Origin of the sequence: Superficieibacter electus, assembly GCF_002915575.1 — a bacterium.
Lineage (GTDB): Bacteria > Pseudomonadota > Gammaproteobacteria > Enterobacterales > Enterobacteriaceae > Superficieibacter > Superficieibacter electus.
In genome coordinates this window covers 72,595-85,879 of the sequence record NZ_PQGD01000004.1, presented here as the reverse complement: position 1 = coordinate 85,879, position 13,285 = coordinate 72,595, and the positions used below count along the sequence as shown (strand labels likewise).

The window sequence follows — 13,285 nt, the reverse complement described above, 5'->3', positions numbered from 1 at the left end:
AATACGATTATTCCGGGTTTAACCTGACAAAATATAAAAACTATCCACCTGTTATTAATTTTCTCTGAAACTTACCCGCACCCTATATTACTGAGGTTATTATTGATGAATGGTTTAGATATATTAATCGCCTTTGGCGGTGGCATTTTTGGTGCTGCCATCGGCGCACTGGCGGCATTTGAATTTGTCGGCCTGTTGGTTATTGCCATGACGGTGGCACAAATTACCACCGGCAGCGCCACCGATTTTATCGACTTTCCTTTCGGCATGTTTGGCCCGCATACCGGTGGCTTTGCCGCCGGGGTAGCCGCAACGGCCTGGGCTGCGAAACGCGGGAAACTGGCCTCCGGACGCGATATCACGGCGGGCCTGAGCGGACTGGGCGCGTATGACGTGCTGCTGGTGGGCGGCGTCTTTGGCGCGCTGGGCTACGTCATTGCCTGGGGACTTAATCAATTCGCCCTGCCCTCCGGCAGCCCATGGACCGACACCGTAGCCTTAACGGTGGTCATTTCCGGGTTCATTACCCGTCTGGCGTTTGGTAAAACGGGTCTGCTGGGCAAACCTGATACGGGCATTCGTCGCTGCTACCCACCGCAGGATAAGTGCTGGATGCCCTATCACAGCCGTATCCCTCAGCTGTCGGTACTGGGCCTGGGCATCGGACTGCTGGCGGGCTATCTGGGACTCAAATTTGGCGCTAACGGCGCGCTACTGGCATTTGGCATCTCCGCCAGCTCGCTGATTTTTCTTCATTTTAATACTCAGGTTCCGGTCTCGCACCACATCGCATTACCGGCGGCACTTGCAGCCATTGCCTCACATAGCCTGCTATGGGCGGCGCTGACCGGAATTATTTGCGCGCTGATTGGCGAGCTGGTATCACGCCTGTTTTTGATCCATGGCGATACGCATATCGATCCACCGGCAATGACCATCGCGTTGATGACCAGCCTGATTAATATTCTCGCGATGATCGGTTTCTTCGCCCTGGTGCCATTGTGGTAAGCGCAACACCATTTTGCCGGGTGGCGGCTGCGCCTTACCCGGCCTACAATTCTTTGAAAATCAATGAATTATGAGTAAATCACAGGCCTGTGCAAGCGCAGCGCCGCAGGCATCTTTCCACCGCCTGGCGCGCCGTTTTGCCGGGTGGCGGCTTCGCCTTACCCGGCCTGCAATGTTTTGAAAATCAATGAATTATGAGTAAATCACAGGCCTGTGCAAGCGCAGCGCCGCCAGGCATCTTTCCACCGCCTGGCGCGCCGTTTTGCCGGGTGGCGGCTGCGCCTTATCCGGCCTGCAATATTTTGAAAATCAATGAATTATGAGTAAATCGTAGGCCTGTGCAAGCGCAGCGCCGCCAGGCATCTTTCCACGGGATAACGTTTGTCGTTCATCTCAAGGCTATTAACGCCGGGTATTTTTCACCCGTGGACGTGATGATTTACCTTCGTGTTGTCCAACAGAGTCCTGCTTTTCTTCGCCCATCGCCATGCATGAAGACGCGTCCACCTCAGGCTCCAGATTCTGTACCGGAATAGTCTGCTCAATATCCTCTGAAGCGACGGCGGGCGGCTGTTTTACAAGGCCACGAGTTTCTTCTGATTCCAGCAGACTATCAATACCAGAGGCCGTGCGCGCAATGACCTTCCAGGCGAACACGCTACCAATTTTGCTGGCTGATGCCACGCCAGCCGCCACCGCGGCATTGATTGCGCCTACCTCTCCCGTTAATTTCACGGTGACTAATCCGCCGCCCTTACTCAACTCGTAGCCGATCAAGTCGACATTCGCGGATTTCATGGCCGCATCGGCCGCTTCTACCGCCACCGCCAGGCCGACGGTTTCAATTAAGCCCAAACTCTGCCCGGACATAGCTTTCTCCTGTTATACATTCAAATGTGATTTGTGAGACGACGAACACAATGACCACCCGCTGCGTCCTGTAGCAAAGCTGCCTTGTCCGTGTTTTCCCATGGAAATATTTCGCGGCCAAAATGGCCGTAGCAGGCCGTTTGACGATAGCGGGGTGCAAGCAGATCGAGCTGCCTGATGATGCCGTAAACGCTTAAATCAAAGTGATGCAGCACCAGCTCGACCAACTGCTGTTGGTCGAGCTGCGCGGTGCCGAAGGTATTGATACGCAGTGAGACTGGCTCTGGAACGCCAATCGCCCAGGCAAGCTGCACTTCGCAACGCGTCGCCAGCCCGGCGGCAACGATATTTTTGGCGACATAGCGTGCCGCATAGGCCGCGGAACGATCGACTTTAGTCGGATCTTTGCCTGAAAAAGCGCCGCCGCCGTGACAGGCGGCACCGCCATAGGTATCGACAATAATTTTCCGCCCGGTCAGGCCGCAATCGGCCGCAGGACCGCCATGAATAAACGGTCCTGCCGGATTAACCAAAAAGCGGGTTGTTTCTGTCAGCCAGCGGGCAGGAAGTACAGGTCTGATAATCTCTTCGATAACCGCCTCACGTAACTGCGCCAGCGGGATATCAGGGCGGTGTTGCGTGGATACCACCACGGTATCTGCGTTCAGCACCCGACCTTGCTGATAACGTAAGGTGAGCTGGCTTTTCGCGTCTGGTAACAACCAGTTGAGACGACCCGTTTTGCGTAGCAGCGCCTGGCGCTCCATGAGCCGGTGGGCATATTGTAATGCGGCCGGCATCAGTTGCGGGGTTTCATTGCAGGCGTAGCCAAAGGTGATCCCCTGATCGCCTGCACCGATAAGTTGCGGATCGGCGGCCTGTATGCCGCTGGCGATATCCGGTGACTGTTTGCCAACCATACTTATTACCGCACAGGTGGAAGCATCGAATCCTTTCAGCGAATGATCATAACCAATAGATTTAATGGTCGCCCGCACGACCTGTTCGATATCAATATTAGCGGTAGACGTAATTTCGCCCGCCACGACTACCGCACCGGTTTTCAACAGACATTCACAGGCTACCCTGGCGGCAGGATCGTTTAACAAGCAGGCATCCAGAATCGCGTCAGAAATCTGATCGGCCATTTTATCAGGATGCCCTTCGGCAACGGATTCAGAAGTAAAAAGGTAGTCTTCCACGGCTGGGCCACTTTAGTAAGAGAGTATTTTATCTTAGCGGCCCCGCCCTGGCGGGGGAGTACATTATCTTGCGGGTTTAGCGCACTTTTTTGCGCTGGCAGAGAAGCGAGTGCAAAAAAATTCCAGCCAGCTTAGCAGGCCTCCCCTGAGACAATCCTGCGATAATCAGACGGCGCGATACCCGTCTCTTTCTTGAAGATGCGACAAAAATAGTTTGCATCCTGCCACGAGAGTTCAAGTGCAATCGTATTCACTTTTAAGTCGCTGAACTGGAGTAATGATTTTGCGAGGGTGATTTTTCGGGTGGTAATATAATTAGAAAACCCGGCACCGGTACTCTTTTTAAACGCGCGACTCAAATAGCACGGGCTGACAAATGCCCTGGCCGCAATATCATCAAGGGTAATATTGTTGAGCAGGTTACTCTCGATATGAAATCTGGCTCTGGCAACAAAATCCATATTACCGCTAATACTTTTCATCATTAGCTCAAACAGAGCATGACTCACCTCGAGCAATTGATTCATTATCTGCCAGTAATTGTGTGGAGTGACCTTGTGCTGGTGCATCGTCTGCACAATAGCGGCAATATGATTACGACAGGAAACGAATTTTTCGCCAAGGCTTGCCAGATGCTGCTGCGTTAATTCAAGAACGTCGATCATCGCTTTCGGGTGTTCATCACTGCATGCATGCCCTGAACTGGCCGCATCCAGCGCGCTGAATAAAAAGGTATGCCAACCCGGATAGTCACAGCGGTTAATAAGATCGGCGATGGTTTGCCTTAATTCACGCGTTTCGTTTGCCTTGCTTTCATCGACCTGTAGCGTTTTGAGAATCGTTTCCGTCAGGGTGCTTTGTTTGACCGGCTTTAACAGGTAATCATCAACCTTAAGACTGAGCATATGCCGCACGATGTCAAAATCATCGTTAGCAGTAGTTACGATAACTTTGGTATCGGTATTTTTCTGTTTGAGATATTCAATAACCTGGTTACCGTTGGGTAATGGAATATTAATATCGACAAACATCATATCTATTTTACCCAAGTTATCAATAAGTTGAATAGCCTTATTCCCTGTGGAGGCTTCATGGATCACGGCGTTATCAACACAGCGGGAGACGATTCGCTTCAGCGACTCCAGTTCAATCGACTCATCTTCCACAATAACAATATTGTACATTCTCACGCTCCGGTATCAGGCGGGTAACAGAGGAAATCGCATTCTTATGGTTGTGCCAAGCATTGGCTTATGAGGACTGGAAATTTGTAAACCGTAATTTTCCCCAAAGAGAAGTTGCAGACGGTTTTTAATATTATGGATACCAATCCCACCCTTCTGGCGATTCTGATTTCCGGAGAGGATATGCTGTATACCTTCGGCAGAAATACCATCACCGTTATCGGCAATTTCAATAATGACGTCTTTGCCATCATCAATAGCCCGTAATTGTATATGACTTTTGGTTTCTCGCGGTTCCACGACATAGTTAAAGAAATTTTCTACCAGCGGCTGAAGAATTAAAAATGGACAAACCACCGCATTATATTTCTCCGGAATATGGCAGGCGTAATCAAAGCGGTCATTCATCCTGACTTTTTGGATAGCCATATAACAATTAACGTAATTCAATTCCTGACCAAGGGTGATCAGGCCATTATTATTTTTACGCAGCAGGTAACGCATCATGTCTGAAAAATCATGCACCATGGTTTCAGTACGGCTGGCGTCTTCAAGAAAGGCGAGGCGGCCAATCGTATTCAGCACATTAAACAAAAAATGGGGGCTGATTTGGTAGGACAGCGCCTTGAATTCCGCTTCGTGCAGTGAACGCTCAATCTCAACGCGTTTACGTAATTCATTGGTTAATTCCAGATCTTTTTGCCGTAACTCACGCTGAATATTATTGGCATGAGCCTGTTCAACAAGATAGGAAGCGACATGCAACAGTGTGTTCGCGGTGGATTCAAATCGCTCATAGGGCATACGCTGCGACTGGTGATGCAGTTCTGTCAGCCACGGATTTTCCTGCCACAGGCGGTTATTGTCGAGAATATAGGGAATAGATTGTTCTTTTTCTTCTTCGACTTTCACCTGACCGGAGATAAATGCCCCAAGATAATGATCGTTAATCATAATGGGCACGGCAAACTCAACAAAACCACAATAACAGCGATAGACAACCGGTTTCCCGGCGCGCATAGCAGCCTCGCCACCAGCACTATCGCTGTCATAACAATGGCGGGCCAGGGACGCATTCATTCGGGAACGAGCACAAAAATCGGAGAAACCACTCGGACGGGTAACGGGTACGCCTTCCTGATCGACCACCACCAGTGCAATCATCATTGACTGACTGAAGTTGTCCTGCAATGTTTGCAAACGATCGACATCGAGAAATTCATGTAATTTATAGTTTGTATGCATGTTCTCCACCCGTTTGCCTTATAAAGTCAAAATGATACCTGACCTATAATGTGAAAGTTATGAATCCGCTCACAAAGCCAAATTTAATTGTTGCCAGCTTGTGAAGTAAAATGGCCATATGTTTTATGTTTGTTTTAAAATTAATAAAAACCTTTCACGGCAGTCGTAATAAAAGGGGGCGTTATTACGCTTTAATATGATTAACAGCATCAAACTTTTTTATTTAGCGATGTCATCATTACATTATTATTTAATGGCGAAGTACTATTTAGGCTGATTATTATTTCCTGGGTTAGTGCCAGTAGTACTGATCCGACATTCAAAATGGATTGCCGTACTTCACCAATTATTCACAAACTGTTTGGCAAAAATTGCCATGGTGCTTGTTCAATTAACGCACACTGTACTAAGCTCATTCTCATATGAAAAAGAATAAGCACAGACAATCATTAAGGCCTATAGGCGACCACGGGATCATCGGTGATTTACGCACCTGTGCGTTAGTCACGTCCGACGGCGCTATCGATTTCCTTTGCTGGCCCGACCTGGACAGTCCTTCACTTTTTGTCTCGCTGCTGGATGACGAACGGGCGGGCTTTTTTTCTCTGTCGCCGCAAGGGGACAGATGGCGGGCGCTTCAGTCGTATTTGCCTGACAGCAATCTGCTTCAGACGCGCTGGCTCACGGAAGGTGCGATCGTTGAATTGACCGATTTTATGCCGATTAGAGAGCAGAACGACGCCCTGCCCTGCATCATTCGCCGTCTGAGGGTGGATCAGGGCGAAGCCAGTATTAACCTGAAATGCCGGGTAAATTTCGACTATGCCAGAAACGCCCCCTCTCCCCAGGTGAATAAGACATTTGTGGTCTGGCAGGGTGAAAATGACGACAAAATCACCTTACGAACGTCCATCCCGTTAGATGAAAAAGACGGTTTCCTGGACAGTACGTTTACCCTGAGCGCTGGCGAAGAGGCATTTTTCATACTCGGTGGAGATGAGGTGAAACGCTGGAAAAAACAGGATGTTGTGCAGCACCAGCAGAACACCCTGAACTGGTGGCAACAGTGGGTGGACAAAAACAAATACAAAGGTCGCTGGCATGAAATTCTTATTCGCTCGGCGCTGGTGCTTAAACTGCTCAGTTCAAAATCCTACGGCTCGATTGCCGCGGCTGCGACCTTCGGCCTTCCCGAACTGCTCGGCGGCGAACGCAACTGGGACTATCGCGCCGCCTGGATACGCGATTCCTCTTTTAGTTGCTATGCCCTGATTCGGCTTGGTTATGTCGATGAAGCCGCCGCGTTTGGCCGCTGGGTGGGGCGGTGTATGGAAGCCAGCCGTTTCGATCCTGAAAAATTACAGGTGATGTACCGAATGGACTGTAGCACCGAGCTTACCGAAGAAGAACTGACGCATTTAAAAGGTTATTGTGAGTCGGTGCCGGTGCGTATCGGTAACGATGCATATAAACAGCGGCAGCTGGATATTTATGGCGAACTGCTGGACACCCTGTATCTGGCGACAAAATACGGAGATGGCATCCCTCACCGGGCGTGGGAGCACGTCATCAAACTGGTCGATCACGTCTGTGATATCTGGAATACCCCCGACGCCGGGATCTGGGAGATGCGCGGTGAAGCCGAACATTTTCTCTATTCGCGGTTAATGTGCTGGGTGGCGTTGGATCGCGCGCTGCGCCTCGGAGCAAAGCGCTCACTATCGATGCCGTACCAGCGCTGGGAAAGCGCGCGTCAGGCTATTCGCGAAGATATCTGGAAAAACTTCTGGAATGAGAAACAGGGGCATTTTACCTCTACCCGTCACGGTACCGATCTGGACGCGTCAATGCTGCTGATGCCGTTACTGCGCTTCGTCAGCGCCAAAGATCCTGACTGGCTTGCCACCCTTGATGCGATCAAAACTAAGCTGGTGCGCGATGGTATGGTGCGCCGCTACATTGCCAGCGAAACGCCAGCCGATTCACTTCATGGCGAAGAAGGATATTTCGTTGCCTGTTCCTTCTGGTATATCGAATGTCTTGCCCGTGCGGACCGGCTGGATGAAGCGCGGGAAGAATTCGAGAAAGCGCTGAAATACGCCAACCACCTTGGACTTTACGCCGAGGAGTTTGATGCCTGGGGTCACGCGCTGGGCAATTTCCCTCAGGCATTGTCACACCTGGCGCTGATTAGCGCGGCATATTATCTCAACAAGAAGATGTCCGGGAAGGAGCAAACGTGGCAGCCATGATGGCTTCAGTGCTGCTATGCTGGCCGTTGCATTTCTCAATCAATAAAAGGAAGAGACATAAATATGCAACGCCTCGCCATCATGGTTTTGACACTTTTTACACTGCTCCCGCCGGTTCAGGCCGCCTCGTCAGCCATAACAAATGTCCTTCAACAATATGAAACGCGCCTGAACGCCCGAATCGGCATGGCAGTAGTCAATGAACACGGTGTCCCTGTTTTTAGCTGGCGGCAGGATGAACGTTTTCCGCTGACCAGTACGTTTAAAGTACTGGCCTGCGCCGCCCTGCTCGACAAGTTGCATAAAAGCGGCGGTTCGCTGGAGCAGACGGTTTCTATTCAACCAGAGAAACTACTGGAATATTCCCCGATAACGAAAAATCATCTGTCGCCAGCCACCCTTACCCTGCGCACGCTGTGTTCCGCAGCGGTGAGCTACAGCGATAATACCGCTGCTAATCGTCTGCTTGAGTATCTCGGCGGTCCTCCAGCGGTCACGCAATTCATGCGCAGCATCGATGATCACGTTACCCGTCTGGATCGCACTGAACCAACGCTGAATGAAGCCACGCCCGGCGATGTGCGGGATACTTCAACGCCGAAAAATATGGCGCTGGCATTACATCAACTTTTAGCTTCAGACACACTCTCGCAGGCCGATCGTAAAATGCTGGATACCTGGATGCGGGACGATAAAGTGGCCGACGCGTTGTTACGCGCCACGCTGCCCGCAGGCTGGGCGATAGCCGATAAAACAGGAGCGGGCGGCCATGGCTCACGCGCGATTATTGCCGCCGTTTATCCGCCGGAGAAACCGCCGTTTTATCTGGCGATTTATATCACCCAAACCAACATGCCCATGAAAGCGGCAGATGCGGCAATTGCGGATATTGGCAGGCAGCTTTTTAATGCTAACACTCCTGCAAAATAGAGATAAGGACTATTGACTTTGGCAGTTGCAATGTCAGTTACATCCTGTAATCTGTCGTGTGAATAGCCTGAAGATAAGGTGCTTAACATGTCTGCGCAGAAAAAAACAGTTTGGGGGATTACCGGGCACCGGCGTATACCGCATCCTGAGAAACTGTTGCAAACGCTATTACGTCAGGGGGAGTTATTATACACCAGTGGGACGCTAGTAGACGGTTTGACCCCTCTCGCCGACGGCGCAGACCGTATTTTTGCCCAGGCATTAATACAATTAGGTATTCCTTATAGCGTACCACTTCCTCTTGAGCAAAAAAATTATGAGCAGGATTTTCCAGATACCATCAGGGAATTTCATACTCTACTTGAAAAAGCACACACGGTTTTTACCTTACCGCGTTGCCCATGGCTAACGGACAGCGAAGTGCAGCCCATGACCAGCGGACGGGATTTTCAATACCTCAGCGTTGGGGTCTATATCGCAAATCAGTCCGATGTTCTTTTCTCTGCCTGGAATGGAAAACCTGCACTGGGCATGGGCGGCACCGCACAGATTACCCAATTATTTCAGGATTTTGATTCACTGAAAGCTTCGGTGAATGAAGAGCAATATCATTATTTTCAGAAATTGGGCAACAGAAAAATAACCACTCAACGCAAATTAATATCTTTGGACATAGCGCAGGAAAAATGAACCCTTTACACTTTATGCTTAAACAAGTTTCTATTCGGCATAACGCTTATTTAAAGAAACACAGTCAATCACTGAAAAACCATGCCAGCGAGCTTGAGCCGACGCTTAATGCAGATGCATGGCGTGATCTAAACTGGCATGAAGATCAATCGCATCATTACAGCTGCTTATTCCGTGGCGGTGTTTTATTGAGCTATACCCTTGGCTTCCTCGCCGTAGTATTCGCGGTTATTCCTATTTCAGGTATGCTCCAGGACGAAACACTCCATCACTATGGTTATATTTTTGTGTTACTGGAATTGATGGCTATTGCTTTAATTGTCGCCATTTATATCTCTGGGATGTCGAATAAAGACAATGGTTCTGGCCGTATCTTGTTTCAGAACTGGCGGGGAAAATGGCAGCGGCATCGCACGATCAGTGAAATTTTACGCTATCAGGATGCAATTGCCTGGCTTAAGCCAGATAATGTGATCCGTAAATATAATATTCCCAAAGAAGTACTGGCAGCATCTGTTCCCTCAACAGAAGCCATGTTGCGTTGCTTGCAGACGCTGGTCAGCGGACAACTATCCTATAATACCCAGAAAAAAAACGAATATCATTTTATTCAGCACCGCCTGCACGCCATCGCCAAATGGAGTTTTATACTGACGCTACTCTGCTGCCTGGCGCACTTTTTTATTCACTCTGCGGCGCTTTCCGCGCTTTCCGCCATTCTTCCCGCACTTGGATCCTGCTGCCACGGTATTGCCTCCACTGCTGAATATGAAAAACTAGCGCAGCAGTGTCACCAGACAAAACTCCTGCTGGATAACTTTGCACAAGGACTGGTCACTAATGAGCAACGTTTACTGGATGATGACGCGGAGCTGCGCAAAAAGGTTAAGCAGTTCCTTGATATAGTGCTGGACGACAGAGATAAGTGGTACATATTCACCAGTTCCAGCAAGTTGCCATTATGACTTTATTTTGATTTCAGGAAAGAGATAGACATGCCATCACCTATTTTTATTAGCCACTCCTCACGGGACCGGGACTGGGCGTATCGATTGATTAACGATCTAGAGAAGCGTGGCGTTCCTTGCTGGATAAGCTCCCGTGACATTGAGCCGGGTGCCGATTATCAGAAGTCCATAGTCGACGCGCTTGAGGCAGCTCCAGCGATGGTGTTGTTATTTAGCGATCACGCCAATAATTCAAAAGAAATTCCTCGTGAAATGGCCATCGCCAGCGGCAAAAGCAAACCTGTGATACCGGTGCGTATTGAAGATGTTGTTCCGCGTAATGCGCTGGAATACAGTTTGACTAATTCTCAATTTCTCGATTTATTTGCTAACTATGAGGGAACGATGACCCGTCTGACGGAGGTGCTTCTCCGCCAGATTGCCGCCAGTAAACTGCATGTGTCAGGTGCAAAACCGTCTATCGTAGTGGACAATCCGGCATCAACCAAAACTACCACGCCACCTCAGACAAAAAAAAAATCCTCTGCCTGAGAAAACGCCTCCTGAGTCACCTAAATCTAATACCAAAATCTATATCGGTGTCAGTGCGGTGGCGCTGTTAGCGATTGCTGGTGTTTTCACGCTGACCTCTCAGAACGATGCGCCTCAGCAGACACAAACAATGCAATCAACACCCGCGCCAGAAGCGGCCCCGATCACTGCTAAGACAGCGCTCGCCAAAAAGCCGCCGCGCAGTGAACCGGAAACGCCCGCTACTTCGTCATCAGAGCCAGCGACGACTGCCACCTCTGCCATACCTGAAGTCGACGCCGCACCGGGCGACATCAATGCTCTGGTCGCCAGTACTAAACAACTGCGTGCAAGCGATCGCGTTGAGGTATTACAGAAAAGTCCGCTCATGGAAACACAAAAGCTCAGTGCCGGACAGATGCTGTCGCTATTGAGCGGCACCGGCAATAGCCAGCGCAGCCGATTGATTGAGAATCTACTGCCCTTCACTGAACAGCCCATTGCCGTTGCTGATGCGCTGAAGTTATTGAATTTAACCGGCGATAGCTGGGCTTCTACGGTCAATACGCTAAATCCGGCGTTACCCGACAATCTTAAAGATGAAGAAGTTCTGGCACTGCTGGGAACAACATCGTCTTCAAGTCGTGCAAGAATGCTTGAGAGTCTGGCCCCGAAAGGCGTTGCGCCATTTGACCTGGCCATTGTCGAGAAAATCCTCAGGCCAATGAACGACAGCCGCAGCGGAGCCATTCGCACGCTGGTAAATCTACTGCCACAGCCTCTCCCGGAAGACAGTTTCGGTATGCTGCTGACCTCTATTAATAATAGCCAGCGCAACAATACCATTGAAGCGATGCAGCCCGCGCTCGCGAATACGCTGACGCTTTCCGGTACGCTGAAACTGCTCGAAAATACTAATGATAGCTGGACCTCCACGCTTTATACGCTTTCGCCAAGGCTGCCGGAAAATCTGACGGCGGCTGAAGGCGCGCAGTTGCTGGGCCGTACACAAAACAGCTCCCGTTCACGCGGTCTGGAAGCGGTGGCACCGCATTTAGCTGCTGGCCTGAAAGGAAGCGATACGGAAGCCATGTTAAAAGGCATGAATGATTCTTGGTACAACGGCGTTTATTTGCTGGTTCCGCGCCTCGCCAAAGATCAGGATAGCGCCTCGATTTTGACACTTTTAAGCCCAACCAAGAACAGTACCCGTCGTCGCACGATAGAAGCACTGGGCAGCGTCTTGCCCGCTAAAATCAGCGTCGATGACGCCGTTAATATGCTTGATGGGACGGGCGACAGCCGGTTATCAGCAGCGATCTTTTTGCTGCCCTATTTGCCACAGCAGTTAAGTCAGCAAGACCTGGATAATCTGGCGGGGAATTTAAGCAAATCCGACCGACAGAGGCTGGTTGAGGCGATGAAAAGGTAGAAACGGTTTATTGGCAAAGTAGAGGAAGGTCCAGGGAGGGACGTTCTGAGGCTAAGAGGTGATTTGGAAAACTGGAGCGGGCGAAGGGAATCGAACCCTCGTATAGAGCTTGGGAAGCTCTCGTTCTACCATTGAACTACGCCCGCTTTGAAGTGCGTAAGGCATTATAAACCTTACGCTCTTGTTAGCAAGGGACTGCTGGTTTGACTGGCGATTAATTCACCGTCAGCATTTCGGTTTACTGCCCTGCGGCGGCAGATAACGCAGCGGATCGATGGCCGTCGCTTTGTAGCGGATCTGGAAATGCAGCCGCACGGAGTCCGTATCCGTACTGCCCATCGTCGCAATCTGCTGCCCAATCTTCACGTTCTGCCCGTTATTGACCATCAGCGTGTCGTTGTGCGCGTAGGCAGTGATGTAGTTCTCGCCATGCTTGATCATGATCAGATTGCCATAGCCACGGAGCTGATTGCCGACGTACACCACCTTGCCTGAACCCGCCGCATAAATCGGCTGTCCGCGCCGGGCAGTGATATCAATGCCTTTGTTACCGCCGTCGGCTGACGAGTAAGGCAGGATGACTTTACCGCTGGTCGGCCAGCGCCAGCAGCGATCGCCGACCGGTGGCCAGGAGACTGGTGGCAACGAGGGACGGGAGGCGGTCTTTGTACTTTTAGACGACTTTTTGCCGGCGGTAGTTTTGCTGCCTGTTTTCAGGCGCTGCCCGACTTCAATGGTATAGGGCGGAGAAATATTGTTTAATCGCGCCAGTTCCTGCACGCTGGTCCCGGTCAGCCGCGAGATACGAGAAAGCGTATCGCCACGCTTAACGGTATAGACGTTGCCGTCGGAGTCAGAGCTGCCCGAGCAGCCAGCCAGAAACAGTGCAACCACGAGGCAACACATCAGGCAAAAAGAACGAGTCATCAGGCTTCCTGCGTGCAAAGCAAATCCCCAATACGGTGAAGTCAGGTTGCTTATGATAGCAGCCTGT

At 50.4% G+C, this 13,285-nt stretch carries 12 protein-coding genes and 1 tRNA gene; 7 read left to right on the top strand and 6 right to left on the bottom strand.

Annotated features, from left to right (window positions below; genetic code table 11):
* The first annotated feature begins 105 nt into the window (after window positions 1-105).
* Window positions 106-1,008 carry a DUF7973 family transport facilitator gene (locus CHU32_RS05825; RefSeq protein ID WP_103675141.1) on the top strand — a complete coding sequence of 301 codons (903 nt, stop codon included), beginning with the start codon at window positions 106-108 and terminating at the stop codon, window positions 1,006-1,008.
* 402 nt (window positions 1,009-1,410) lie between these two features.
* On the opposite strand, the gene CHU32_RS28785 is transcribed toward CHU32_RS05825, so the two are convergent.
* From CHU32_RS28785 to CHU32_RS05805, 4 genes are all read right to left on the bottom strand, one after another.
* Window positions 1,411-1,878 carry a BMC domain-containing protein gene (locus tag CHU32_RS28785; RefSeq protein ID WP_103675140.1) on the bottom strand — a complete coding sequence of 156 codons (468 nt, stop codon included), beginning with the start codon at window positions 1,876-1,878 and terminating at the stop codon, window positions 1,411-1,413.
* A 20-nt stretch (window positions 1,879-1,898) separates the two neighbouring features.
* Entirely contained in the window at window positions 1,899-3,080 is a 1,182-nt protein-coding gene (gene metK, locus CHU32_RS05815; RefSeq protein WP_103675139.1) for a methionine adenosyltransferase, read from the bottom strand.
* A gap of 131 nt (window positions 3,081-3,211) precedes the next feature.
* The gene (locus tag CHU32_RS05810; protein ID WP_103675138.1) at window positions 3,212-4,264 is read right to left on the bottom strand and encodes a response regulator; all 1,053 of its coding nucleotides are present in this window, start codon (window positions 4,262-4,264) and stop codon (window positions 3,212-3,214) included.
* A gap of 15 nt (window positions 4,265-4,279) precedes the next feature.
* Complete coding sequence (locus tag CHU32_RS05805; protein ID WP_103675137.1) at window positions 4,280-5,509, bottom strand: sensor histidine kinase; 1,230 nt, start codon at window positions 5,507-5,509, stop codon at window positions 4,280-4,282.
* Window positions 5,510-5,931: 422 nt separating this feature from the next.
* Between CHU32_RS05805 and CHU32_RS05800 the strand changes: the two genes are divergently transcribed.
* The 6 genes from CHU32_RS05800 (at window position 5,932) to CHU32_RS05775 (ending at window position 12,291) form a co-directional block, all read left to right on the top strand.
* Window positions 5,932-7,761, top strand: a complete 1,830-nt coding sequence (locus CHU32_RS05800) for a glycoside hydrolase family 15 protein (RefSeq protein ID WP_103675136.1) — start codon at window positions 5,932-5,934, stop codon at window positions 7,759-7,761.
* A gap of 63 nt (window positions 7,762-7,824) precedes the next feature.
* Window positions 7,825-8,691, top strand: coding sequence for a class A beta-lactamase (gene bla / locus CHU32_RS05795; RefSeq protein WP_103675135.1), 867 nt, complete (start codon window positions 7,825-7,827; stop codon window positions 8,689-8,691).
* A gap of 87 nt (window positions 8,692-8,778) precedes the next feature.
* On the top strand, window positions 8,779-9,381 hold the full coding sequence (locus CHU32_RS05790) for a hypothetical protein (protein ID WP_103750805.1): 603 nt from the start codon (window positions 8,779-8,781) through the stop codon (window positions 9,379-9,381).
* Window positions 9,378-10,346, top strand: coding sequence for a hypothetical protein (locus tag CHU32_RS05785; RefSeq protein WP_103675133.1), 969 nt, complete (start codon window positions 9,378-9,380; stop codon window positions 10,344-10,346). Before CHU32_RS05790 ends, CHU32_RS05785 begins: the two co-directional genes overlap by 4 nt.
* Before the next feature lie 30 nt (window positions 10,347-10,376).
* A complete protein-coding gene (locus CHU32_RS05780) occupies window positions 10,377-10,880 on the top strand; it encodes a toll/interleukin-1 receptor domain-containing protein (protein WP_103675132.1) in 504 nt (167 codons plus the stop codon).
* 130 nt (window positions 10,881-11,010) lie between these two features.
* Window positions 11,011-12,291, top strand: coding sequence for a hypothetical protein (locus CHU32_RS05775; protein WP_103675131.1), 1,281 nt, complete (start codon window positions 11,011-11,013; stop codon window positions 12,289-12,291).
* Between the two features lie 72 nt (window positions 12,292-12,363).
* Here CHU32_RS05775 and CHU32_RS05770 read toward each other — a convergent pair.
* Together CHU32_RS05770 and actS are read right to left on the bottom strand one after the other, a co-directional pair.
* Window positions 12,364-12,437: transfer RNA gene (locus CHU32_RS05770), tRNA-Gly, on the bottom strand.
* 79 nt (window positions 12,438-12,516) lie between these two features.
* Window positions 12,517-13,218 carry an amidase activator ActS gene (actS, locus tag CHU32_RS05765; RefSeq protein WP_103675130.1) on the bottom strand — a complete coding sequence of 234 codons (702 nt, stop codon included), beginning with the start codon at window positions 13,216-13,218 and terminating at the stop codon, window positions 12,517-12,519.
* Window positions 13,219-13,285: the final 67 nt, after the last annotated feature.